The 23,901-nt window shown below is 39.5% G+C and carries 22 protein-coding genes; 13 read left to right on the plus strand and 9 right to left on the minus strand.

Annotation, left to right across the window (positions count from 1 at the left end; genetic code table 11):
- The first annotated feature begins 134 nt into the window (after positions 1-134).
- A complete protein-coding gene (gene rpmB, locus BW142_RS12420; RefSeq protein ID WP_004335549.1) occupies positions 135-371 on the plus strand; it encodes a 50S ribosomal protein L28 in 237 nt (78 codons plus the stop codon).
- A gap of 11 nt (positions 372-382) precedes the next feature.
- Positions 383-538: a 50S ribosomal protein L33 gene (rpmG, locus tag BW142_RS12425; protein WP_004335545.1), complete on the plus strand. Its 156-nt coding sequence runs from the start codon at positions 383-385 to the stop codon at positions 536-538.
- A gap of 200 nt (positions 539-738) precedes the next feature.
- Here rpmG and BW142_RS12430 read toward each other — a convergent pair whose 3' ends face one another.
- Positions 739-1,665 carry a manganese-dependent inorganic pyrophosphatase gene (locus BW142_RS12430; RefSeq protein WP_076925053.1) on the minus strand — a complete coding sequence of 309 codons (927 nt, stop codon included), beginning with the start codon at positions 1,663-1,665 and terminating at the stop codon, positions 739-741.
- A 118-nt stretch (positions 1,666-1,783) separates the two neighbouring features.
- On the opposite strand from BW142_RS12430, the gene BW142_RS12435 reads away from it, so the two are divergent.
- Positions 1,784-2,299: a hypothetical protein gene (locus tag BW142_RS12435; protein ID WP_076925054.1), complete on the plus strand. Its 516-nt coding sequence runs from the start codon at positions 1,784-1,786 to the stop codon at positions 2,297-2,299.
- Positions 2,299-3,108 carry a bifunctional DNA-formamidopyrimidine glycosylase/DNA-(apurinic or apyrimidinic site) lyase gene (gene mutM / locus BW142_RS12440; RefSeq protein WP_004335526.1) on the plus strand — a complete coding sequence of 270 codons (810 nt, stop codon included), beginning with the start codon at positions 2,299-2,301 and terminating at the stop codon, positions 3,106-3,108. Before BW142_RS12435 ends, mutM begins: the two co-directional genes overlap by 1 nt.
- Before the next feature lie 359 nt (positions 3,109-3,467).
- Here mutM and BW142_RS12445 read toward each other — a convergent pair whose 3' ends face one another.
- Genes BW142_RS12445 through BW142_RS12460 form a run of 4 tightly spaced genes read right to left on the minus strand, consistent with a single transcriptional unit; the run spans position 3,468 to position 7,051 of the window.
- Positions 3,468-3,968 (minus strand): DUF3299 domain-containing protein, encoded by a 501-nt coding sequence (locus BW142_RS12445; RefSeq protein ID WP_024598923.1) that lies wholly within the window; start codon positions 3,966-3,968, stop codon positions 3,468-3,470.
- A 14-nt stretch (positions 3,969-3,982) separates the two neighbouring features.
- Entirely contained in the window at positions 3,983-5,278 is a 1,296-nt protein-coding gene (locus BW142_RS12450) for an ABC transporter permease (RefSeq protein ID WP_076925055.1), read from the minus strand.
- Positions 5,275-5,973, minus strand: a complete 699-nt coding sequence (locus BW142_RS12455) for an ABC transporter ATP-binding protein (protein ID WP_076925056.1) — start codon at positions 5,971-5,973, stop codon at positions 5,275-5,277. The genes BW142_RS12450 and BW142_RS12455 overlap by 4 nt, the downstream gene beginning before the upstream one ends.
- A gap of 7 nt (positions 5,974-5,980) precedes the next feature.
- Positions 5,981-7,051 carry a CDP-glycerol glycerophosphotransferase family protein gene (locus tag BW142_RS12460; protein ID WP_083707583.1) on the minus strand — a complete coding sequence of 357 codons (1,071 nt, stop codon included), beginning with the start codon at positions 7,049-7,051 and terminating at the stop codon, positions 5,981-5,983.
- Between the two features lie 178 nt (positions 7,052-7,229).
- Here BW142_RS12460 and BW142_RS12465 point away from each other — a divergent pair, with 178 nt between their 5' ends.
- From BW142_RS12465 to BW142_RS12495, 7 genes are all read left to right on the plus strand, one after another.
- A complete protein-coding gene (locus BW142_RS12465) occupies positions 7,230-8,333 on the plus strand; it encodes a phosphoribosylaminoimidazolesuccinocarboxamide synthase (protein ID WP_076925057.1) in 1,104 nt (367 codons plus the stop codon).
- Positions 8,334-8,455: 122 nt separating this feature from the next.
- On the plus strand, positions 8,456-9,118 hold the full coding sequence (locus BW142_RS12470; protein WP_076925058.1) for a methylamine utilization protein: 663 nt from the start codon (positions 8,456-8,458) through the stop codon (positions 9,116-9,118).
- Positions 9,111-11,426, plus strand: coding sequence for an EAL domain-containing protein (locus tag BW142_RS12475; RefSeq protein WP_076925059.1), 2,316 nt, complete (start codon positions 9,111-9,113; stop codon positions 11,424-11,426). Before BW142_RS12470 ends, BW142_RS12475 begins: the two co-directional genes overlap by 8 nt.
- Positions 11,413-12,246 (plus strand): DUF3034 family protein, encoded by an 834-nt coding sequence (locus BW142_RS12480; protein WP_076925060.1) that lies wholly within the window; start codon positions 11,413-11,415, stop codon positions 12,244-12,246. The genes BW142_RS12475 and BW142_RS12480 overlap by 14 nt, the downstream gene beginning before the upstream one ends.
- Positions 12,246-12,665 (plus strand): group 1 truncated hemoglobin, encoded by a 420-nt coding sequence (locus tag BW142_RS12485; protein WP_007581961.1) that lies wholly within the window; start codon positions 12,246-12,248, stop codon positions 12,663-12,665. The genes BW142_RS12480 and BW142_RS12485 overlap by 1 nt, the downstream gene beginning before the upstream one ends.
- A gap of 177 nt (positions 12,666-12,842) precedes the next feature.
- A complete protein-coding gene (locus BW142_RS12490; protein WP_253188819.1) occupies positions 12,843-13,937 on the plus strand; it encodes a capsular biosynthesis protein in 1,095 nt (364 codons plus the stop codon).
- Complete coding sequence (locus tag BW142_RS12495; protein WP_076925062.1) at positions 13,937-14,770, plus strand: sulfurtransferase; 834 nt, start codon at positions 13,937-13,939, stop codon at positions 14,768-14,770. The genes BW142_RS12490 and BW142_RS12495 overlap by 1 nt, the downstream gene beginning before the upstream one ends.
- 304 nt (positions 14,771-15,074) lie before the next feature.
- On the opposite strand, the gene BW142_RS12500 is transcribed toward BW142_RS12495, so the two are convergent.
- Positions 15,075-15,434 (minus strand): DUF5522 domain-containing protein, encoded by a 360-nt coding sequence (locus tag BW142_RS12500; protein ID WP_024598913.1) that lies wholly within the window; start codon positions 15,432-15,434, stop codon positions 15,075-15,077.
- A gap of 43 nt (positions 15,435-15,477) precedes the next feature.
- Between BW142_RS12500 and BW142_RS12505 the strand changes: the two genes are divergently transcribed.
- A complete protein-coding gene (locus tag BW142_RS12505) occupies positions 15,478-15,804 on the plus strand; it encodes a hypothetical protein (protein WP_076925063.1) in 327 nt (108 codons plus the stop codon).
- Positions 15,805-16,070: 266 nt separating this feature from the next.
- Here BW142_RS12505 and BW142_RS12510 read toward each other — a convergent pair whose 3' ends face one another.
- Positions 16,071-17,039, minus strand: a complete 969-nt coding sequence (locus BW142_RS12510) for a class 1 fructose-bisphosphatase (RefSeq protein WP_076925064.1) — start codon at positions 17,037-17,039, stop codon at positions 16,071-16,073.
- A gap of 154 nt (positions 17,040-17,193) precedes the next feature.
- Between BW142_RS12510 and BW142_RS12515 the strand changes: the two genes are divergently transcribed.
- Positions 17,194-19,623 carry a zinc-dependent metalloprotease gene (locus BW142_RS12515; RefSeq protein WP_004335483.1) on the plus strand — a complete coding sequence of 810 codons (2,430 nt, stop codon included), beginning with the start codon at positions 17,194-17,196 and terminating at the stop codon, positions 19,621-19,623.
- Positions 19,624-19,733: 110 nt separating this feature from the next.
- Here BW142_RS12515 and BW142_RS12520 read toward each other — a convergent pair whose 3' ends face one another.
- Positions 19,734-20,507 carry a YggN family protein gene (locus tag BW142_RS12520; RefSeq protein ID WP_004335480.1) on the minus strand — a complete coding sequence of 258 codons (774 nt, stop codon included), beginning with the start codon at positions 20,505-20,507 and terminating at the stop codon, positions 19,734-19,736.
- A gap of 328 nt (positions 20,508-20,835) precedes the next feature.
- The gene (gene rapA / locus BW142_RS12525; protein WP_076925065.1) at positions 20,836-23,730 is read right to left on the minus strand and encodes an RNA polymerase-associated protein RapA; all 2,895 of its coding nucleotides are present in this window, start codon (positions 23,728-23,730) and stop codon (positions 20,836-20,838) included.
- Positions 23,731-23,901 lie beyond the last annotated feature (171 nt).

The following is a 23,901-nucleotide window of genomic DNA, read 5'->3' on the forward strand; positions in this document are numbered from 1 at the left end:
TGATTGGATAGATCAGTGTTTGATCTTTGCCTGTAAAAGCTGTATAAAGAGCGCCCTTCGATTTATCTCTAGGGCGGAAATACACGGCCTTAGATTAAATTAAGCTCGAGCGAAGTTATTGGAGATATATAGACATGTCTAAAGTATGTCAAGTTACAGGTAAGCGTCCTGCGGTTGGTAATCACCGTTCACACGCGAGAAACGCGACTAGACGTCGTTTCCTACCTAACCTACAAACACACCGTTTTTGGGTTGAAAGTGAAAAACGTTTTGTAACATTACGCACTACTACTAAAGGTATGCGTATTATCGATAAAAAAGGCATCGACACGGTTCTTACAGAAATCCGTGCTCGCGGCGTTAAAGTTTAAGGATCTGAATCATGCGCGATAAAATCCGTTTAGTTTCAACTGCCGGTACTGGTTTTTTCTACACTACTGACAAAAACAAACGTAACATGCCTGAGAAGATGGAAATCAAAAAGTTTGATCCAAAGATTCGTAAACATGTTCTTTTTAAAGAAGCTAAAATTAAGTAATTTTAGTTCTTTTAGAATTTAAAAACCCAGCTTAGGCTGGGTTTTTTGTTTTTTAAAATATGATTAGTGGATTGATATAAAAAAACCTCGTTGGCATAACCAACAAGGCTTTTAAATCAAAAAACGTTATACCAATAGCATTAAATTAGTGAGCTATTTAATGCGATAAAATAATCATGTTTTTAATAAAATTGGTATCATTAGATTTTTGTGAATGCATCTTGTAGTGGTGGTACTACTTGCTTTTTACGGCTCAGTACACCATCTAACCATACTTTATCATTTTCTGGTTTTACACCGTAAGCCTGCTCAACTAAGTTTGCATCGTCAGATACAATTAGCATTTCTGAGCCTTCTTTCATTATATCGGTAAGCAGTAAAAATACAGAGTGGCGGTTGCCCTCAACTTTTAGCTTAGCAATATCGGCTGCAAGGTCTGCTTTAATATCGTCAAAAACAGCAAGGTCGATTACTTCTAGTTGGCCAATACCGACTAGGTTACCGTTCATGTTGAAATCTTTAAAGTCACGCATTACTAGATCACGTGCAGGTGTGTCTTCAACCGCAGATTTAACGCGGAACATATCCATACCCAATTTTTTAAAGTCATCGATACCTGCAATTTCAGCTAGCGCTTCAACACATTTAATATCGGCAGTGGTACATGTTGGTGATTTAAATATGACTGTGTCGCTTAAAATTGCACACATCATAATACCCGCGATGTCTTTAGGGATTTCTACGCTGTAGAAGTCGTACATCATTTTAATAATGGTGTTTGAACAACCAACAGGACGAATCCAACATTCAAGCGGAGTAGATGATGTTAAGTCACCTAATTTATGGTGATCTACCACGCCAACAACGCGAGCTTGGTCGATATCATCAGGTGCTTGTGTTTTTTCTGTGTGATCTACAATATACACATCTTCACCCGCGTAGCTTAATTTAAGCTCTGGTGCTTCGAAGCCAAATTTATCAAGGATAAATTGAGTTTCAGGTGAAATTTCACCAAGACGAGTTGGAATTGCAGGCTCATCAATTTGGTTTTTTAAATAAGCCAGTGCAATTGCACCACAAATAGAATCTGAATCTGGGATTTTATGGCCCACTACATACATAGACATTGACGGAACTCCTTTAAATTTGCCGATATTCTAACAAAGTCTGCGGCCTTTAACATATAGACAGCGCAATTAAGTTTTAGTTACACTTTAAAATCTTGAATTTACTAGGTGTATTTATATGCGACTGGGCCGTAAAGGTTGGAACAACGTTATAATATTTTCGATGTTGATTATGATCTTCTTTTTGAATGGCTGGCATAAGCAATTTTTGGGAGGTGATGATAAGCCAGCGTTACAAGCTGTACTCCCCGAACAAAGTTTTGTACTCACACTGCAATTTGTTGATCAAAAAATTGAGCGAATAGGAACAAGCTGGCGTACAACCCCACTACAAAAAGACATACCGCTTGTGTGGCAAGCATCTGAGCAGCAGCTTAGTGATTTAATTAATCAGTGGCAAAGCGCGCAGTTAATGGGTGTTAACGAATCTGTTGTTTTTAATCCTAATGCACCTTTATATGTTGCTACATTTGAGCTGGCTGGCGAGAATTTACCTTGGGTTTATTTGCTTTATAAAGGCGATGGGCAATATTACTTACTCGAAAAGAGTAGCCAACGAATACTCGCACTCGATTTAAAAACTGCACAGCAGTTATTTCCTAGTTTTGATTTTTCACAAAGTGAGTCTAATTAATGCCTGAATTACCAGAGGTAGAAGTGAGCCGAATGGGCATCACTCCCCACGTACAAAACCAAGTTGTTACAAAGGTAAATATTTACAATGCCAGTATGCGCTGGCCAGTGCCAGATGACGTGTATCAACTTGAAGGGCTAATTGTTACTAGTATTGAACGACGAGCTAAATACTTACTTTTACACTGTGAGCTTGGAAGCACTATTTTACATTTGGGTATGTCAGGTAATTTACGTGTTGTAGATAAAAGTGAGCCGCTTAAAAAGCATGACCATGTAGAGTTTATTTTTGGCAACGGTAAAGCACTGCGCTTAAACGATCCTCGTCGCTTTGGTTGCTGCTTATGGCAAGAGCCTGGTGAAGTGCATAAGCTACTCTCTAAGCTTGGTCCTGAGCCGCTTACTGATGACTTTTTTGCTAAACGCGTGTACGAACAATCGCGCAATAAAAAAGTACCCGTAAAGCAATTTATTATGGATAACGCAGTGGTGGTTGGTGTTGGTAATATTTACGCGAATGAATCGTTATTTAAAGCGGGTATACATCCCAAGCGAGAAGCGGGAAAAGTATCGCTCAAACGTTATCAAGCACTTATCCCTATTATAAAAGACACGCTTGCTGCGGCTATTACACAAGGTGGTACAACGCTTAAAGACTTTGCACAAAGTGATGGTAAGCCTGGGTATTTTGCTCAAGAGTTATTAGTATATGGGCGCAAAGGCAAGCCATGTATGACGTGTGAAAACGAATTGGAAGAAATTAGATTGGGGCAGCGCAGTACTATTTTTTGCTCAAATTGCCAAAAGTAGTTATCTAGGGCGTGTTGACCTTTCGTGATTAATTTTGCAGCAGACTGTTTGGTATTTAGGCAAGGCAGAGCCTATGTAGTGTGGTTATTCCCCATAAATTGGCGATAACGCAGCATAAATGCCAAACATGCGCTGCCCTTTGGGTTCTTTCTAGGGACGATTAACTCTTTGTTGCTCGATTTTTACTTAGCCCGCTAGGTTACAAACCTCGCGCCGCGATTTAATCGCCCCTAGATTGAACAAATTTCAATCCACAAAGATCAACACGCCCTAGTTATTTGAGTATTCAGTTATTTGAATTTTATCGATTCTAAATTTAATGATATTTAAGGGCCAGCTTTAAAAGCGGGCCCTTAATTTTAAAGCTCAAACGGTGCTACACCGACCGCTTTCATTTTATATCCTACCTGCGCAATTTCGCCCGACCATGTTTCTGTACTTATTATTCCGGTTACAACGATTGCGTCGTACAAGCTATCTATAGGCACGCCACCTTTAATCGTTACATGGACTATTTGATTTGGCGGTGGTGGTGGTACGTGTATACAGGCACCAAAGTAAGGCACGAGTAAAAACTCAGTAATGACTTCGCTATCGCCTTCTAATGGCACAACAAAACCTGGCAAACTCACCGATTGGCCATCAAGTGCCTTTACCACAGGAGCATCTAAATCGGGTTGCACCCAATTTTGATCGCTACCTTCGTGATTAGCTTGTGCTTGAGTGTCTATTTGCACGTGGTTTTTAGGAATTAAGTCTTCCCAAAAAATTTCTTTTGGTGGATTGGCATAGCTCGCTACGCTTATAAATAATAAGTTAATAGCAGCAATGTACTGAAAAGCTGTTTTAAAAAATGTCATAAAATACCTAAAAATTATGCTTTTATACTCATACCATCGCTGAGTGAATAAAAATAAGCGCGAGTAGCGGGTATTAAGCCAATAATAAAACCTGCAGCCATAATAACCCCGATTAAGCCCAGTTCATAGTAAGAGAGCATCGTGATATTTACGCTTATACCTGCATGACTTTGTAAGTAACCGCCGGCTGAAAAAATAGCTAAATAGTAAAGCGCACTACCTACTAGGCAACCAAGTAAAGTTGTCAGTAATGACTCAATACTTATAAGTGTGAATAAATGCCAAGGGCGAGCACCTACCGAACGTAATATAGCAAGTTCTCGACGTCGCTGGCTCAGGTTTGCAAGCAATGTCGTTAGCATGCCAAGTAGGCTAATTAACACGACAACAGCTGAGAATAGCAAAAGTATTTTTTCTACTATGGCGAGCATTTCCCATAACTCTTTAAGTGTTACGGTTGGCATAATTCCAAGCAAGGCTTCTGGCTTATATTGATTTATATTGCGCCTAATTTGTAGTGTGTACAAAGGCGAATTAAATCCCATTAAAAATGCTGTAATTTGCTTTGGATGCCCAACTAGGTTGTTATGTTCGTCATGCTCATGCTCATGCTCATGCTCATGCTCATGCTCATGCTCATGCTCATGCTCATGCTCATGCACAAGGCTAGCTTTACCGCCGTGAATTAAATCGATTGCAGCCAAAGGAATATGCAACGTTTTATCAACAGGCGTGCCTGTAGGGTTTAAAACACCGACGACTTTAAATGGGTTATCGTCATGATGATGAAAGCTGGTGTTCCCCATGCCGTGCGATATAACAATAGAGGCGTTAAGTTTATAACCTAATTTATTTGCGACTTCACTACCTAGCACCACTTCGTTAATTGCGGCAAAAGGACGGCCTTTGTTAAAGGTTAAATTTTGTTTTTTCGCAAAGCGATAATGGCTAAAGTAATCAAGTGTTGTGCCTAGTACCGCTTGGCCTTTATGGCTGTCGCCTAGGCTTATAGGTATACTCCATTTTACGCCTCGCTGACTTGTTATGTATTCGTAACTTTTCCAACTTACGCCGTTATTAGTATGGCCAATTCTAAATACTGACGAAAGCAGCAACTGTATATCGCCGGTACGCGCGCCAACAATTAAATCAGTGCCCGAAATAGTATTACTAAAACTACTTTTAGCATCAATTCGTACACGCTCAATACTTAAAAGTAGCATTACACTAATTGCGATAGTGAATAATGTAAGCAGTACACTTGCGCGGCGATTTAATAAGCTTTTGTAAGCAAGTTTAGCGATGATCATACCTGCTCCTGCAAATTTATAAGGTCAATGGAGCGGTTAAATAAAGGCTTTAGTGTTTCATCGTGGCTCACAAACACCAATGTACTATTAGATAACTTTGCTTGCTCAAACAGTAACTTTATAAAGCTCTCACGATTGTTAGTGTCCAGTGCAGATGTGGGTTCATCAGCAATTATTAGTTCAGGGCTGCCTATGAATGCGCGAGCGGCAGCAACTCGCTGTTGTTGTCCAATACTAAGCTCTGCTACGTTTTTATTGTGGTACTGCGCAGTAAGCCCTAAAGCATTTAATAACCGTATCGCTTCATTTTGTAAGGCAGCGCTTTTATTTGATGATTGCTTTAATATTTTTTGTTTTCGGATTTTTGAAAACTCACACCCAAGCGTTACATTTTCAATAGGTGATAAATAAGGGAGCAAGTTAAAATTTTGAAAAATATAGCCAATGTGATCCGCTCTAAACGCATCACGGGTAGTATTACTTAGTGTACTGAGGTTTTTATTTAGAATTAACACTTCACCGCTAGTGACAGTGTTAATACCAGCAAGAATCGCTAATAGTGTCGATTTACCAGAGCCACTAGGGCCATACAAAAAAATACGCTCGCCTTTTTCAATAACTAGCTCTTTTATGTTGAGCGTGGGAGAGCTATCGCTTTTATGCCACTTAAAAGTAACATTTTTTAGGTTTATCATTATTTGGTTACCAACCCCAATAGTTTAGATCTTTACGCATTTTTAGTTGTCTTATTATATTTAGTGGTTTGGATTTTAGTTTATCGCTACTTTGTAAAAATTCATTAGCTGCATTTAATACGCGCTGGCTAGATTGACCATCGGTATATGGATGAAGTTCCTGGCAATAGCTTTCAATACTTTGCATTAAATCACTAGGTTTAGTAAGCGCATGTTCAATAGCTGCTTCTACTTCATCAGCATCGGTAATATCAAGTAAATGAGGAAGTGGTTTTTGATTGCAAAATGTTACTACCGGTTTACGTAGTAGTAAAAACATTAAAAGAACTGACGAAGTATCGCACAGCATAACATCGGCAGCTTGCAGTAACGGCAAGACGTTATCGGTTTCAATAAATGTTAGGTTTTCGCTACTCAACGCTTTGTATTTATTAACCCATTCGGTAGGCATTTTAGGATGAAATTGCATCAAAATACGCCACTTACCTTGTTTACTAAAATGTTTTATTTGCTCATATAATTTAGGAGCAAGTGACAGCTTTCGTGAGAAAGTAGAGCATATAAGTAAAGTAGGGCGAGAGTCGTCACTTACATAAGGATTATTTGAAGTATTGCTAAAAAGTGGATCGAGCGTTGGCCAGCCAGTTTCAGTTACTTTAAAGAAACCATGCTGCTTAGCTAGCTCTTTAAATCGGGTTGTTGTATTTGGACCTTGCGTACAATATAAATCGTAACAACCACGAATAGTAAAATGCCCACGATTACCTTCAGAGCTGCGCTTTTCAGAGTTAAAACCATGAAATACAGCTACTTTTTTACCCGGAATAAAGCTCGGTACTATATTGCCCGGTATAAATGTAATGTTTGGAGACCAGCTCTTAACATCTTTTATGGTATGTAAACGCTGCTCGTTTGTGGTTAAAAAATCGGGGTTTACTTCGCTACCAGCTAAAAACCAGCGTACTTCACCACCATATGCCAATATTTGCGCCTGCAAAGGTCTCAAGATAGCGTATGAATAATTCTGAGAAATATACATCAAGTATTTTTTATTTTTAGTGGCAGTTAAGTAGTTCAAGCTATCTCCTCAGGCTGGTTAGCATATCAAGTTTACCCCATTGCGACTTGCTTATAAATATATGCCTTTATTTGTTTTAAGCATCCGATTGAGCTTTGAGGTTGGCTAGATTATTATACAGCCCATATAACCCCATACCATACTTTGCTCAAAGAGCATCCCTAACCCCGGAGATAGCATGACTAGCTATAAAGTTTTAGACGTAAACGATGATTTACCCATTCGTACCAAAGGTGAAGTACACAGCGGTAAAGTTCGTTCAGTTTATTGGTTAACTGATGAAGACAGCGCACGATTAATTAAAGACAAAGGCTACCAAGTACCGACAGGTACTGAACTTGCTATTATGGTTATTTCAGACCGAATTTCTGCATTTGATTGCATTTGGCAAGGCGAAAATGGTTTAAATGGCGTACCAGGTAAAGGTATAGCGTTAAACTCAGTGGCAGCCCATTGGTTTAAGTTATTTGATAAAGCAGGCCTTGCGGGTAATCATATTGTTGATATTCCACATCCGTATGTGTGGATTGTACGCAAAGCCAGTACAGTAAAAGTAGAGGCAATTGCTCGCCAATATATTACGGGTAGCATGTGGCGTGACTACGCTAAAGGCATACGTAACTTTTGTGGTATTGACTTGCCTGAAGGCTTAAAAGCGAACCAAAAGCTTGATAACGTTTTAATTACGCCATCAACAAAAGGTATTATTAAAGGCGTTGCTGATATTCCGCCAGTTGATGATGTAAATATTACTCGCGCTAACATTACTAATAACTTAGACGTATTTAACTTTAAATCGGTAGATGACGTAACCAAATACGAAAAGCTGTTAGTTGAAGGTTTTAAATTAATTAGTGATGAACTAGCGAAGCTTGGCCAAATTTTTGTAGATACGAAATTTGAGTTTGGTTATGTAGAGGATTTAAATGGCGCGCAACAACTTATATATATTGATGAAGTAGGCACGCCTGATTCGTCACGCATTTGGGATGAAGCTGCATACAAAAACGGTAAAATTGTTGAAAATTCTAAAGAGGGTTTTCGACAATTGCTTATTAATAATGTGCCAGAGAGTGACGTATTATTAAATAAAGATCGCATGAGTGAGCGTGAGCAATTAGCTAAAGATTATATTTTACCAGAATCAGTAATGCTTGAAGTGTCAAACACCTATGTTGGTATAGCGAGCAAAATTGTAGGCAGAGATATTGTGATCCCTAAAGATCCTCGCCAAGAAGTAATTACTATTTTAGATAACGATTACGGATTAATTGTTAAATAGCAGCACTTAAGTGCTAACAAAGCCAGTAACTAAGTCTTTATTTTTAGTTACTGGGCTATAATTCTTGCAATTAGTGCTCGTCTCTAATTAACTTAACCTAACATTAATATTTAGGTGTTGTTATGTTTGAGCGGGCATTGCAAAAGTTTGCTAAAAGACATTGTTTTTTAGCTATAGGTTTGTTTTTTAGTCAGTTTGCTTTAAGTGCAAATATTGAATTAGTAATAGAGGATCAACACGGCCAAAAGTTATCAGGTGCAGTGGTTGAGCTTAATGTTGCTGATAAGCAAGCCACACCATCAAATTTGCCCACTGCCATAATGGATCAAGTCCATAAGCAGTTTTTACCCGAATTATTAGTTGTACAACAGGGTCAAAAAGTTAACTTTCCTAACAGCGATAATATTCGCCATCATGTTTATTCTTTTTCACAAGCTAAGCCTTTTCAACTAAGATTATATTCAGGGCAACCAAAAGAGCCCATTACGTTTGAGCAACAAGGGGTTGTTGTTTTAGGGTGTAATATTCATGACTCTATGGTTGGCTATATCTATGTAGCGAGTAGTGAATCCGTATATAAAACAGATAAAAAAGGCTATGTTAGTTTGCCTATTAATATACTGCCTGCACAAGTGAGTGTGTGGCACCCTTTACAAACAGCGCCATTGGAGAATAAAAAAATTATAACAATCAATTCTCAAAAAAAGTTACAGATAACAGTAAACACATCGACCCCAGCACCTAGAAATACTTTTGGTAGTAAGTTTAAGGCTGGTAATGACTAATAGTTTACGAAATCGCATAACCATTTTATGTGTTGGCTTAGTGTTATTAACCACTATGGTCAGCTTGTTTAGTTTTTGGTGGTCTACGAGTAAGTTTCAAGAAGAAAAAGTAAATCAAGACATTACCGTAGCGCAAAATGTTTATAAGCAATATTTAAAATCAAAAGAAAGCCTACTACTAACCGCAGCAAAAGTACTCACCTCCGACTTTGGTTTTAAGCAAGCTGTAGCAACGCGAGATGCCGGGACAATAAGCAGTGTGTTGTTTAATCATAGTCAGCGTATTGATGCCGAATTAATGCTGCTACTTGATTTATCGGGTAGGCTAATTTCCGCCAATACTGACGAAGACGCTTTTGCACATAACTTAAAGCCGTTAATGGAAGAGCTTTTAAGTGCGCCAGAAGAGTCTAGTTTTGTGGTGCTAAATAACGAGCTTTACCAAATTATTTTATTACCCGTAAGAGCGCCACGTACAGTGGCCTATAGTTTGGTAGGCTTTAAAATTGACGACAATGTAGCGAATGAACTAAAAAGCTTAACGGGCATGGATGTAAGCTTTATAGGCAGTGCTGATGATATTGTTATTAGCTCATTAGCTAATCGCCCAGAGCCATTTGAACCCGTTAATTACTTTAATACAGTGACTACATCACGCTTTTTGGGGGAGTACTCAGTGTATCGTAATCGCGATATAAATTTACCATCCCTGCTAACTCACCCCATTATTATTTTACTAAGTGCCGATTTAACTCAAAGCTATAGCGACTTCGAAAAACTTCTTTTTACACTCATTATATTAGCTATTTTAACTATGTTTGTAGGTGTTATTACTAGCAGTTTATTTGCTAATAACTTAACGACACCGCTAACCCAGCTCGCTGTTATTGCAAGGCAATTTGCCCAAGGTAATTATACTTTTGAATTTAAAGGGCAAAAGCAAACTACAGAAATAGCCACCTTAGTTGCCGCGTTTGATAGCATGGGTAATGATATTAATCAGCGTGAACAGCAAATTAGTTTTCAAGCCAGACACGATTCCCTAACAGGCTTTTATAATCGCTCGGCAATGCTTGAGGTGCTTGATGATGAGTTAGATATATCAGCCGAGTACACGCTCGTTGCAATAGATATAAAAGGTCTTCGTCATATAAACGATAAGCTGGGTCCGCGTATTGGTGATGACTGCCTAAAGGCGGTTGCTTGCAGAATAAGTGAGTTTTCGGATGAGTTAGGGGGCTTTCATGCTCGTATTGGCGGCGATGAGTTTTTAACTGTGTTTCCGACTGCGGCAGCGCGCGAGCAAAAAAGCGGTATTGTAGGATTAATGGCTCAATTACAAGCTTGTTACACCATTCAAACACTCAAAATTAATTTACGTTTTAGTGCGGGCATTGTGCAGTATCCTACACAAGGAATTGCAAGTGATGACTTAATGCGCCGCGTGCTAATTGCTGTTGAGAGTGCAGCCAACACACAAGAGAGCATACATTACTATCAAAATGGTGAAGACGAGGCGCACTTAGAGCGCTTAATAATGCTTGATGAATTAAAGCAGGCTATTAGTGATGATGATGGTCAGCTATTTATGACCTATCAGCCAAAATTACACATGAAAACGCAAAAAATAGATAAAGTTGAGTCACTTATTCGCTGGCAGCGAAAAGATGGTAGCTGGGTTAATCCTGAACTGTTTATTGACTTAGCTGAGCAGTCGGGCCTTATTGTTGAGCTTACTGGGTGGGTTGTTAATACGGTTGTAGCACAAGTAGCTGATTGGCAGTCTAAAAATATAAACTTACAGGCTGCAATAAATGTATCTGCGCAAGACATAGCATTTCCGGGCTTTCATGCTGCATTAGTTCGTACGCTTAAAAAGTACAAAGTAGATCCTAAGCTGATCACTATTGAGCTTACTGAGCGCGATATGATCGAAAACGAAGAAAAAGGTATTAAAGCGCTCGAAAACCTAAAGGCAATTGGCGTTAAAATATCATTAGATGATTATGGTGTAGGGCAAACATCACTTGGTCGATTAAAAATGTTACCGATTGATGAGCTTAAGCTAGATAAGTGCTTTATCCTAAAACTTGATGAATCGCAAAAAGATCAATTTATAGTGCAATCATCAATTACGTTGGGGCATCAGCTAGGTTTCTCGGTTGTAGCTGAGGGGGTTGAAACAATTGGCTCATTAAATTTACTTAGAGGTATGCAGTGTGACCATGCACAAGGCTATTACTTAAGTAGGCCTTTAAAAGCAGAACTATTAGAAGAATGGCTGGAGGAATACTATGAAAAAAATTAAATACTTATTAGCAAGTTTGTTTTTAATAATTAGTGTACCGAGCATTGCAAGCAATGGAAAACTGCTAGCTACGCCGGGAGTTTCTCAAATTGAAGGCAGTGGCGGCGGCGGAATTGTACCTTGGGCGCAGCTTGCCGGATATGCCAGCGAGGATGAGTTTTCTGTAAATGGTTTTTGTAGCCGCGCAGATGTAACCGACTACACACTTGATGTATGTGGTGCACAGCTTAATTTATTTAATAGAATAGAGCTTAGCTATGCTCAACAACGATTTGATGTACCCGCGCTTGATACCGAAATAGAGCAATCTATCACGGGTGCTAAAATTCGTTTATACGGTGATATAGTTTACAGCGATTGGCCACAATTAAGCTTAGGTTTACAACATAAATCACTCGATGATGGTTCAGTAGCAACACTTGTAGGTGCACAAGACACTAGCGGCACTGACTACTACCTCGCTGCTAGTAAATTACATTTAGGGGCTATTGCTGGTTATAACTGGTTTTGGAACGTAACTACACGATACAGCGAAGCTAATCAACTTGGTTTACTTGGCTACGGTGGAGAAAATGGTAGCAGTGAAGTGCTATTTGAAGGCAGTACAGCTATATTTTTTAGTCGCGAAGTAGCCGTAGGTGTTGAGTATCGTCAAAAATCAAATAACTTAAACTTAGGCGAACAAGATTGGAAAGACTTATTTGTAGCATGGATGCCTAATAAGCACGTAAGTGTGACAGCGGCTTACCTTGATTTAGGAAGCATTGCAGGGGCTGACGATCAAACAGGTTGGTATTTATCGGTAACAGGATATTGGTAATGAAAAGCGTTGGTATTTTTATAGTATGCGTAGGATTGCTTTGTAGTTGTGCTAGCTCAACACAATTATCGCTTTATCAAAAGCTCGATGGTAAAGCGGGGATAGGCAGAATTGTTGATAGCTTTATCTATCAAATAGGTAATGACGAGCAGATAATTCATTACTTTGAACACAGCAATATAGCGTACTTTCGCCAAGGGTTTATTACTCATATGTGTATGTTAGTAGAAGGCCCATGTACATACGATGGCGACTCTATGGTAGCAATCCATACAGGTATGCATATTACAGAGAAAGACTTTAATCATGTGGTTGATTTACTTATAAATGCAATGAATGAGCAGAACATTAGCCATAGTTTGCAAAACGATATTCTCTCTAGAATGGCACCACTTCGTGGTGAAATTATAAAAATGTAGCCATAAAGGCTTTAAAGTAATTATTAAGTAAAGGGAACCTTGCTTTGATGTCATTGTCCACTTAGAATTATTTCATAAAAACAATAATTGGCAAATATAGCTTGTATGGCTTACCTATTTATCTCTCGCAAAAATGTACACGCAAAATACTATAGAAAAATAATCAAAAAATTGTCGATGGATTGCCAATTACATATCATGGGAGCCCCTAAGCTTTCTGCTGTTAAGTATTTAAAAGATGCGTTTCAAGTTAATTTTACTGATGTAGTTAACTCTCAGCTAAAACGCAAAAGAGCACGTAATGCTATCTGGAATAGTCCTATTATTACTGCTGTTTACAGTGCTGGGTTAGTTTTATTTGAACGGTTACGATACGCTAAGTATTTAGCCTTATTAACCGAGACTAATCCTGACTGTATTGTTATTTGGAACGGCAATAAACTTCCAAATACAACCGTTGCTATGGCTGCAAAAGCATTAGGTGTTAAGCAGTTTTATTATGAAAATGGTTTACTACCCGGTACAAGTAGCTTGGACCCTAGCGGTATTAACTATAATGCGTCGTTAAGCCGTGACCCTTCTTTTTACCTAAATTTTGACCCACAAAATAAGCTAAACTTTTGTGCGCCGGATTTAATCCCAAGAGCTGATCATAAAAAACGCTGTGAATTTGAGTGCGCCGATGTGCCAGAACGCTATATATTTGCGCCTTTTCAAGTACCTCACGATACTCAATTAGCTAGCTTTTCTCCGTGGATAAACTCTATGGACATGTTTTACGACGAGGTGATTAAAGCGGTCAAAAGCTTAAACGATCCAAGTTTAAAAGTGGTTTTTAAAGAGCATCCGTCGTGGCATAAACATTACGCTCATCTTTATGAAAAAGATCCGATTGCAATTTTTGCTAATGGAAATCAAACAAGTGATTTGATTAAGTGCGCTGAAGCCGTATTAACGATTAATTCAACGGTCGGCTTAGAAGCATTGCTGCTAAATAAACGAGTTTTAACTCTTGGACAAGCCTGTTACAACATTGAGGGTTTGGTAAAGCATGCAAGCACTGCAGAGCAGCTAGCAGAGAATATGAACGAAGTAGTGCAGGGCTGGCAACCAAATACATTATTAAAGGATAAGTTTTTTAGCTTTATTGAACATGTATATTGTATTCCTGGCGTTTGGAAACACACTGAAGATAAACACATTAAAGCGATTGAAGCGCGTTTTACGGGTAATGACGAGTTTGCTAAGTATCATGGTGATAAGGAATCGTAGTGAAAAACCTAATCAGTTGTCAGCAATTACACGATCAACTTAATAATCCTGCATTAGTGATATTTGATGCAGGTATGCTGCGCCCAGGTGTTTTGGGTACTTATTCGCCGCAAGCAATGCTGCCTAACGCTAAACGTTTTGACATAAAAAACGAATTGGCCGATAGATCAAATCCCTTACCAAGTACGGTATGCAGTGAGCAGCAGTTTGCCCACATGATGCAAAATGCAGGTGTAAATAACGACTCGTTTATAGTTGTATACGAAGATGGCGGTTTATTTAGCGCAGCAAGAGCGTGGTGGATGTTTAAAGCTATGGGACATCACAATGTTAAAGTACTCAGCGGTGGTCTTAAAAAGTGGTTAGAGAGTGGTTACGCCACACAACAAGGTTATAGTGAAGCATTAGGTAAAGGTGATTTTACAGCAAACTATAATTCTGAGTATTTTATTAATAGCCAACAAGTGGTTGACGTAATCGATGAGCCTAACACTGTATTGCTAGATGCACGTGCTTATAAACGTTTTACAGGCGAAGAAAGTGAACCCCGAAAAGGTATGCGTAGCGGGCATATCCCAAATAGTCGCTCGTTGCCTTTTATGAATTTACTTAATAAAGGTGAAGCAAAGGCACTTACTGAAATTAAAGCGATATTTAGTGATGTAATCGGTGATGCGCAGCAGTTACAATTTAGCTGTGGCTCAGGTATCACAGCCTGTGTTTTAGCGTTATTTGCTACTGAATGTGGTTACAGTAATTTAAGCGTTTATGATGGCTCCTGGAGTGAGTGGGGCGCGAGTGATTCATTGCCCATCGCCACGGGAGAAAAGTAGACGTGTTGGATATGTAAAGCTTGCTCACGTTAAAAGCACAGCGCCTCTAAACCTCTTTGTGAATAACAGTACTTAAAAATATTATTCACAAGGAGAAGTGAAAGAGAAGAAAATGAGAAGGTAAAAACCAGTGCTTACTCGTATTTGAATAGTATTTTTATACAATCACTTACTCTAAAAGCGCAGCGTCTCTAAACCTCTTTGTGAATAACAGTACTTAAAAATATTATTCACAAGGAGAAGTGAAAGAGAAGAAAATGAGAAGGTAAAAACCAATGTTTGCTCGTATTTGTATTAAATAGTTTTACTTTCTAAAACCATAAGGGCAGTTTTTACAGCCATTTTTACAACAGGTTCCTCGCTTTAAAAAAAACCACTTACTAAATACCATGTAATCATTTTGCATGGTGTAGTCGAGCCCTTCGATTAAATTGTCGTTACCTCTAAATTGTTTTGCAAAGTCTATTTGGGTTTTAATAGGTTGTGTATAAACACCCTCTAAAAAAGTATTTATTTTATTCAGCGTGCACTTGCTGCATAAACAACTTGTTGCTGTGGTATCTAGCGGTAAAATAGCAGGCAGCTCGTTGCACCAACACGCTGATATATCGTCTACATTACACGTTAGAGTGTTGTCGCATTGAGTGCAGTTAAGTTGAGTCATTATAATTCTTTTTAGTAACAGTGAGCCAAGAATAACAAATATTATGAATACACAAAAAGCATTAGCTGAATTTATTACGTTTGGTGAACAAAGAGATGAGGCTATATCGGTTATTGTTTCAAGCCCTGCTGATAGTAATAAAATTCATTATACTCTCTCAGCTGAGGTTTTAATTGATGTACTTAAGCGCTGTTTAAGTAACGAAATAGACTTGGATGATTTAGAGCTTTGGGCAAACGTAATTGAATCGCGAGATGATATTGATTGTACTGAGCTCGAAGGTTTTATCTATGCTCTAAGTAATAGTGAGCAAATGGGAGAGCTTAATCATCAAAAGCTTGAGCAAATAGTTGCGTTAGTAAAAGTTTAAAAAGCGAGGTGTAAAACCTCACCTACAATATGTGCAACCTTGTAGGTGCGAATTTACTTCGCGCTCATGTAACGTGGCTTTGGTGTTTAAAAAGTGAGGTGTAAAACCTCACCTACAATATATGTAACCCTGTAGGTGAGAATTTACTTCGCGCTCATGTAACGTGGCTTTGGTGTTTAAAAAGCGAGATGTAAAACCTCACCTACAAAAAAACCGCACTTCAATTGAATGCGGTTTTTTAAATTGAAGACAATCGTTTTAAGCGATTATTTATGATATCCCAAGCACGTTTCTACTTCGTTTTTAGAACCTAAAATAACGGCTACTCGCTGGTGGATTGCATCAGGCTGAATATCCATAATGCGCTCGGTACCGGTTGAAGCGATACCGCCAGCTTGTTCTACTAGCATGGCCATTGGGTTTGCTTCGTAAAGTAGGCGTAATTTATTTGGCTTTTTAGGATCTTTAGTATCGGTAGGATAAGTAAATAAACCACCACGGCTAAGTACGCGATGCACATCGCCAACCATTGCTGCAATCCAGCGCATATTAAAGTTTTTAGCGCGCGGGCCCATATCGCCAGCTAGCAAATCATTGATGTAGTCTTGCATAGCTGGTTGCCAATGACGTTGGTTAGACGTATTAATTGCAAATTCGTTTGTGTCAGTAGGGATTTCGGCAAAGTCTTGTGTAAGTAAAAAGCTGCCTTGTGTTTTATCAAGGGTAAACATACGGGTGCCTTTACCTGTAGTCAGCGCAAGCATTGTTGACGGGCCGTAAAGTACGTAACCTGCTGCAACTTGCTTGTGGCCTGGCTGCATAAAAATGCTTTCATCAGCAGCGTCAGAGCCTTCAGGTGCTTCCATAATCGAGAATATAGTACCCACAAGTGAGTTTATGTCGGTGTTTGATGAGCCATCAAGTGGGTCAAATGCCACTATAAATTTAGCGTCTGGGTTACCGGCTACTGTGTAGTCTTCTTCTTCAGAGGCGATTGCTTTAACCGTTCCAGATTCCAGTAAAATATCTTTTAACAGCTGATTAGATAATACATCGAGCTTTTTTTGAGTTTCACCTTGAATGTTTTCATCAAGGGTTGAGCCTAATACGCCAGAAAGCGCGCCTTGGCCAACGCGAAACGAAATTTCTTTACATGCCGCTAAAATTGTTCGAATTAATGATAAAAGTTCTCTTGGGCAACCGTCTTCTAGTAATACTGGAGGGAGTCTACGCATTTTATTTTCCTGGTAACGTGTTAAAACCAATCATAATGTGAGAGAGATTAGCTTAGTGCGCTGAAATTCGTCTTAAATAACTGTATTGTTTAAATAGCACCCTATAATGGTGTCACCTAATCGTACTTAAAACACAAACAACAAAGATAAGATTATGAAAAAAATACCACTACTAAGTTACATATTCTTTACTGTGCTGTGCACTATCATAACTCAAGCGCACGCAGCAATTAAGTCAATTGATGAATTTACTACGCAAATGAATCATTTTCCGGGCTACTATTCGTTTTTTTACGATACCCAAAACGGCAAAGTTTATTTAAAAGTAGATAAGTTTGAACAGCAATTTTTACTGCAACAAAGTTTACCTTACGGTATTGGCTCTAACGACATAGGCCTTGATAGAGGTCAGCTGGGTAATACTCACCTTGTGCAGTTTGAGCGTTTTGGTGAAAAAGTAATGCTACGTGCTGTAAATACTTACTATCGTGCTAATACAAGTAATAAGGCTGAGCAGCAAAGCATTAAAGAAGCGTTTGCATCAAGTATACTTGCAGGTTTTAAAGTGGTCGCAGAAGATAAAACCACAGCACTTATTGATTACACTCCTTATTTATTAAGTGATGTACATGGCGTAAGCCGGACGCTTGCTGCACGTAAGCAAGGTAGCTTTAGCCTTGATGAGTCACGTAGCGCCGTTTATATGAATCGCTCAAAAGCATTTGTAAAAAACACCGAGCTTGAAGCCGTACTTACTTTTAAAGGCACAAAACCAGGTGAGTTTGTTCGCCAAGTAAGTGCCGACCCATACGCACTTACTGTGCATATGCATCATTCGCTTATTCAGTTACCAGATGATAACTACACGCCGCGCAAGTTTAACCCGCAATCTGGCTTTTGGAGTATTGAGCATAAAGACTACGCAGCCCCGCTTGGCGAGTCTATGTTTGTGCGCTATATACCGCGCCATCGTTTAGTGAAAAAGGACTCAAGCTTACCAATTAGTGAGCCAGTTGAACCTATTGTTTATTATTTAGATCCCGGCGTGCCGGAGCCAGTTAAAAGCGCTTTACTTGAAGGTGGGAAGTGGTGGAACGACGCATTTACTGCTGCAGGGTACAAAAACGCATTTGTAGTAAAAGTGCTGCCAAGTAGTGCCGATCCTATGGATATTCGTTACAACGTAATTCAATGGGTACACCGTGCAACGCGTGGTTGGTCATACGGAAGCTCTGTAATTGACCCTCGCACAGGTGAAATACTTAAAGGGCATGTAACACTCGGCTCATTGCGTGTTCGCCAAGATATTTTAATAGCTGAAGCACTCGCTGCACCTTATTTAAAAGGTAATGAAGTTGCTAAAAACTTACAAGCTATGGCGCTTGATCGTATTCGCCAATTAAGCGCGCATGAAATTGGCCACACGTTAGGTATTTCTCATAACTTTGCTGCATCGGTAGGGGATAGAGCCTCTGTAATGGATTACCCACATCCGCTACTTAGTTTTAATGAACAAGGTAAGCTTGATGTAACGCGCGGCTATGCAACAGGCATGGGCGTGTGGGATACCCAAGTAATTAAATATGGCTATAGCGATTTTACTAACCAAGATGAAAGCGCAGAACTCGCCGCTATTTTAAAGGAGAACAAAGCCAAAGGCCTTGAGTTTATATCAGATAGTGATGCTCGTGCTAAAGGTGGCGCGCACCCAACTGCTCATTTATGGGATAACGGCACTAATCCCTCTCAGGAGCTTTTACGCGTACTCGACGTACGTAAAAAAGCGCTTTCGCAGTTTGGTATTAATAATATTAAAACGGGCGATTCACTATCGCAATTAGAGGAAAAACTAGTTCCACTTTATCTGTTCCACCGTTTTCAGGTTGAGGCGGCAGTTAAGCTTATAGCCGGTGTTGATTACGAATACGAAACACGTGGTGACTCACCCGTAAAAGGCGCACAAGTCGTTAATAAAAAAATGCAGCAAGAAGCGGTAAGTGCTATTTTTGCAACGCTTAAGCCAAATAACTTATTACTTCCTGAATCTGTATTATCGCTAATTCCGCCAAAAGCCTATGGCGAGTCTAAATCGCGCGAGAGCATAGTTGGGCGCACAGGGTTAACGCTCGATGCAATGGCATTACCCGAAGTTGCAGTGCAGCATAGTTTATCGCTTTTATTAAATGCACAGCGTTTAAATCGCCTAGCGCAGCAGCAAGCACGCAGTAATGACTTTTATAGTCTAGATGAACTACTTGAGGCGCTATATAACCAAGTGTTTAACGTGTCGTCGCCTAATACAATGACAGGTAAAATTACTCAGCGCGTGCAATTTTTAGCAGCAAAAACTATGGCTGATTTAGTAGCAAGCGATAGTGTAAGCCCTGAAGTGCAGGCGCAGTTGCGTTACTACTTAGTTAAGTTGAGTGAAGACTTTAACCAAAACTCAATGTTGAGCCATACAAGTATTGGCGAGAGTGCATTTAAGCAATATTTAGCAGAGCAAGTAAATCAGTTTTTAATTAAAGGGCAATGGCCAAATAACTTTAAAGTACTTCCAATCCCTCCGGGCTCACCAATTTAGAATAAAAATTGAAGCGCTTAGTTTTAGCACTCAATATTAGTAAGTTAAAAAGCAAAACCCCGAGTATATTTATACTCGGGGTTATTTGATTCTAAAAGTGGATGAGTACTTTAAGACTTTATTTGCACTAAATCATAATCGGCCATACCAGGTACTATTGCTTGTAAGCGAGATTCGGTTACATCGAGTGCATTTAAACATTCGCAATATTCAGAAGCTTTAAGCTCTAATTGATGCGCCTTTTTTTGTAGCGACTTATCAATTTCTCTTGAGATAATATCCATACGTTGTCCCATGTCGTTAATACGATCTTCTATATTCCCTTCACGCGATTTAAACGCATCTCCGAGTGATACCAAAATAGCACCTAACGATCCATGCACTGCAGAGTGAATTTGCTGGCTGATCTCTTTAGTAAAAAAATCATCTATTTGCGAAAGTGATTGAGGGGCTATAAAAAAGAAGTCATCGCCGCGCTTAAACTTATCCATTAGCGCACGCTCTACATACTGCAGTTGTGTTTTAAGTACTTCAGGTTCTTTGTCAGACATACCTTCAACTACGTGTTCAATAGCGCTTAAACCTAAGTTAACACCATCTGTAGCAAGATTTACTAATTCGGGGACTGTGTGGCGAATACCATTACTAAACTGTTCGAGTACTTTGCTTTCGTCATCGCTTAAATCAACCCAATAACCGCGAATAAACAGTTGGTTATTGTTATTAATTTGTACACGAGTCTGGCCTTTATCTAATATGCGAATCGCATCGTCAGTAATAATTAAACCATGACGTAATTCAACATCGCACTGGGCTTGTGCAAAGACATTACTGCTTGAGAGCGCTATGGACAACGCCAATATCGAACGAGATAGAAACGCCATAAACACCTCAAAAAGACTAAAATGGAAGGCGAGTAGGTTAACAAAAAAACAACTTTATGCAAGGGAAAATAAACCTATCAGCTCTCTCTCACAATAGCTGTATAGAGCGAAGCTTAAGTTTTTGGATACGGTTATGCTTAGCAAAATCGACAGTCCAACAAAGGACTTAGTATGAGGCTAAAGAGGTGGAATTAGCTAACATGTAAATAAGAACACGTGGTTTTTAAAATGAAGTTTAAAAAAGATACAGCTATTTAGTTAATTAAGCTTTTAATAGCCAACTCCACATTTACTTTGGAGTTGGCTTAAAAGGCTAAAAACTAAATATTTAGTGTGAAACCACTATTAGTCGAATTGCATCAAGTTGTAACTGCGTTTTTTCAATATACGTAGTTAGGTCGTTGCGTTGCTTATCGTAGAAGGTAATTTCTTCTTGGCGAATATTCGGGTTAATTTGCTTAAGGGCAACCAGTCGCTCTTGCTCTTCACTGAGTGACGTTTGCATTTTAACAAGCGACGCTGCACGAATAACTTCAAGTTTTTCTTGTGCCATATCTTTAGCGGTAGTGATCATCGGGTGGACAGCGCTTTGTAGTGCACCTGCAAGTTTACTTGCTGTTTGACGGCCAATTGCAGATAACTGCTGGTTAAAACCTTCAAAAGCCACATTCTCACCTAAGTTATTACCTGCTTTATCAAGCAATATACGAATTGGTGTAGGCGGTAAAAAGCGACCAACCTGTAATACTTTTGGTGCCATTGCTTCTGCAACAAAAATAAGCTCAACAAAAAAGGTGCCTGGTGGTAACTTTTTGTTTTTAAGCAATGCTACCGATGCGCTACCAAAGTCGTCGTCACAAATCATATCCATGGTGCCTTGCACCATTGGGTGATCCCAACTAACAAAGTGCACGTCTTCTTGCGAAAGAGCCGTGTCACGATCAAAGGTCACGGTCATGCCATCTTCTTTAAGCGATGGGAATGATGGGTTTAACATATGCTCCGTTGGTTTTAAGATAATGGTATTTTCGCCTTTATCTTCTTGGCTTACGCCAAACGTATCGAACACGTTGATCATGTAGCTTGGTAGTTCAAACTGATTGTCGAGTTTTTCGATTTCAGCTACAAGCGAATCTGCAGCACCTTGACCCGATGAATGTAGCTCTAATAAACGATCTCGTCCGCTTTCCATTTTTTTACGCAGTACGGCATTTTGCTGTGCTACTTGCTCAAGTAATGGATCTAGGTCGTCTTCATCGCAGTTATGCGCAGCAATATACTCAAGTAAGTCATCGCGAAACTCTTTGTAAAGCATTTGCCCCGTTGACGAGGTAGATTCGAATGCGTCTAGACCTTCGTTGTACCAACGTAGCAATACTTCTTGAGCGGTGTTTTCAAAATATGGCACATGAATGTTCACATCTTGTGTTTGACCTATACGGTCTAATCGACCAATACGCTGCTCTAGTAAATCTGGATTCAGTGGTAAATCAAACAACACTAAGTGATGTGAAAACTGGAAGTTACGACCTTCTGAGCCAATTTCTGAACACAGTAATATTTGTGCATTATCGTACTCATCTGCAAAAAATGCAGCAGCGCGGTCACGCTCAATAATAGACATGCCTTCGTGGAATACCGATGCTTTAATTGCTTCGCGTTCACGCAGTATTTGCTCAAGGCTGATAGCTGTTTCAGCTTTAGCACATATAAGTAGTACTTTTTCGCGCTTAAGCGTTTTAAGAGTGTCGATTAACCAATCTACACGTGGATCGAATAGACCCCAGCTTGCGCTTTCGCCTTCAAACTCTTGAAATATTTTTTCAGGAAAAAGAGCACGGTGTGCACTTAGTTCAGGGTTTTGAATGCCGCCCATATTACCGAGAACCGACATAGCCGTTTTATACTGCTTTGGCAGTGCCATTGGATAGGCGTGTAATTTACGACTTGGGTAGCCATCAATACCGCTGCGGCTGTTTCTGAATAATATGCGACCCGTGCCGTGGCGATCGAGCAGCATGTTAAGTATTTCTTTACGTGCTGGTAAATCACCTTGCTGTGCTTTTTCAAGAATATCAGTAATGTCGGTTTCTTTTAATAGCTCAATCAGTGTAGCTTTGGCTGTGTCGTCTAGCCCTTGCTCTTGCAGTAATTGATTTGCAGCTTCAGCAACGTCTTTATAATTTGCTTCTTCTTCTTTAAACACGTCGTAGTCGTAAAAACGATCAGGGTCGAGTAACTGTAAACGTGCAAAGTGACTGCTGTGACCAAGTTGATCAGGCGTTGCTGTAAGTAAAATAAGGCCCGGAATATCTTGGCTAAGCTCTGCCATACGTTGGTACTCTGAGCTTGGCTTGCCGTTATTTATACTTAGGTGATGAGCTTCATCGATTACTAGTAAATCCCAATCAGCAAGCGTTGCTTGTTCAAACCAGCGTTTTTTCTTGGTTAAAAACTCAAGACTGGTAAGTACTAGTTGCTCTGTATCAAACACGTTTGGTGAATCTGCAAACGCTTCGTCGCAGCGCTCTTCATCAAAAATAGAAAAATGTAAATTAAAGCGGCGTAGCATTTCTACTAACCATTGGTGTTGTAGATTTTCTGGTACAACAATAAGTACGCGGCTCGCACGGCCACTAATAATTTGTTGATGTAAAATCATGCCCGCTTCAATTGTTTTACCAAGGCCTACTTCGTCTGATAAAAGTACGCGTGGTGCAAAACGTTTACCCACTTCTTGGGCAATATAAAGCTGGTGCGGAATAAGATTAGCACGCTGACCAATTAAGCCTTTAATAGGCGATTGTTCACGTTCAAATTTATGTAACCACGTTTGGTAGCGAAGTGTATAGCGATCAAAACGATCGACTTGACCTGCAAATAAACGATCTTGTGGTTTATTAAACTTAATAAAATGATCTAAAAAGGTTTCTTTAAGCTTGGCAGTTTCGCCGTTATCAACACGGGTGCCGTGATAACACAGTAACTCGCCTTGTACTTCAATAGACTCTACTTCTAATTCCCATTCTTCAACGCTTTTGATCACATCGCCAGGATTAAATGCCACACGGGTAACAGGTGCTTCTGCACAAGAGTAAACACGGCTCTCACCACTGGCAGGAAATAATATGCTGACCTGACGGCCTTCAATGGCAACAACGGTGCCTAATCCTAAATCTGACTCTGTATCACTGATCCAACGCTGACCTAAGGAAAAATTCATGTATGTCTCGTCTATGATGAAAAAGGCGGCTATGTTACCTGTAAGCTAACACCACTGCAAGGCGCTATTTGGCTCACTTTTAATTAATTTTGTAAGTGTTAATTATTACTATTAAAACAGCTTGTTTATGACTCTTTTTTAGGTAAATCAAAACTAATTACAGTTTGTAAT

Origin of the sequence: Pseudoalteromonas sp. EB27, from assembly GCF_001974875.1 — a bacterium.
GTDB lineage: Bacteria > Pseudomonadota > Gammaproteobacteria > Enterobacterales > Alteromonadaceae > Pseudoalteromonas.

Coding starts and splice junctions, on each gene's coding strand:
- BW142_RS12480 (WP_076925060.1), top strand. CDS start 11,413: ATGAAAAAAATTAAATACTTATTAGCAAGTTTGTTTTTAATAATTAGT.
- BW142_RS12510 (WP_076925064.1), bottom strand. CDS start 17,039: ATGCGTAGACTCCCTCCAGTATTACTAGAAGACGGTTGCCCAAGAGAA.
- BW142_RS12470 (WP_076925058.1), top strand. CDS start 8,456: ATGTTTGAGCGGGCATTGCAAAAGTTTGCTAAAAGACATTGTTTTTTA.
- BW142_RS12435 (WP_076925054.1), top strand. CDS start 1,784: ATGCGACTGGGCCGTAAAGGTTGGAACAACGTTATAATATTTTCGATG.
- rpmG (WP_004335545.1), top strand. CDS start 383: ATGCGCGATAAAATCCGTTTAGTTTCAACTGCCGGTACTGGTTTTTTC.
- BW142_RS12485 (WP_007581961.1), top strand. CDS start 12,246: ATGAAAAGCGTTGGTATTTTTATAGTATGCGTAGGATTGCTTTGTAGT.
- BW142_RS12490 (WP_253188819.1), top strand. CDS start 12,843: ATGGATTGCCAATTACATATCATGGGAGCCCCTAAGCTTTCTGCTGTT.
- BW142_RS12445 (WP_024598923.1), bottom strand. CDS start 3,968: ATGACATTTTTTAAAACAGCTTTTCAGTACATTGCTGCTATTAACTTA.
- BW142_RS12450 (WP_076925055.1), bottom strand. CDS start 5,278: ATGATCATCGCTAAACTTGCTTACAAAAGCTTATTAAATCGCCGCGCA.
- mutM (WP_004335526.1), top strand. CDS start 2,299: ATGCCTGAATTACCAGAGGTAGAAGTGAGCCGAATGGGCATCACTCCC.
- BW142_RS12475 (WP_076925059.1), top strand. CDS start 9,111: ATGACTAATAGTTTACGAAATCGCATAACCATTTTATGTGTTGGCTTA.
- rapA (WP_076925065.1), bottom strand. CDS start 23,730: ATGAATTTTTCCTTAGGTCAGCGTTGGATCAGTGATACAGAGTCAGAT.
- BW142_RS12520 (WP_004335480.1), bottom strand. CDS start 20,507: ATGGCGTTTCTATCTCGTTCGATATTGGCGTTGTCCATAGCGCTCTCA.
- BW142_RS12430 (WP_076925053.1), bottom strand. CDS start 1,665: ATGTCTATGTATGTAGTGGGCCATAAAATCCCAGATTCAGATTCTATT.
- BW142_RS12500 (WP_024598913.1), bottom strand. CDS start 15,434: ATGACTCAACTTAACTGCACTCAATGCGACAACACTCTAACGTGTAAT.
- BW142_RS12465 (WP_076925057.1), top strand. CDS start 7,230: ATGACTAGCTATAAAGTTTTAGACGTAAACGATGATTTACCCATTCGT.
- rpmB (WP_004335549.1), top strand. CDS start 135: ATGTCTAAAGTATGTCAAGTTACAGGTAAGCGTCCTGCGGTTGGTAAT.
- BW142_RS12505 (WP_076925063.1), top strand. CDS start 15,478: ATGAATACACAAAAAGCATTAGCTGAATTTATTACGTTTGGTGAACAA.
- BW142_RS12515 (WP_004335483.1), top strand. CDS start 17,194: ATGAAAAAAATACCACTACTAAGTTACATATTCTTTACTGTGCTGTGC.
- BW142_RS12455 (WP_076925056.1), bottom strand. CDS start 5,973: ATGATAAACCTAAAAAATGTTACTTTTAAGTGGCATAAAAGCGATAGC.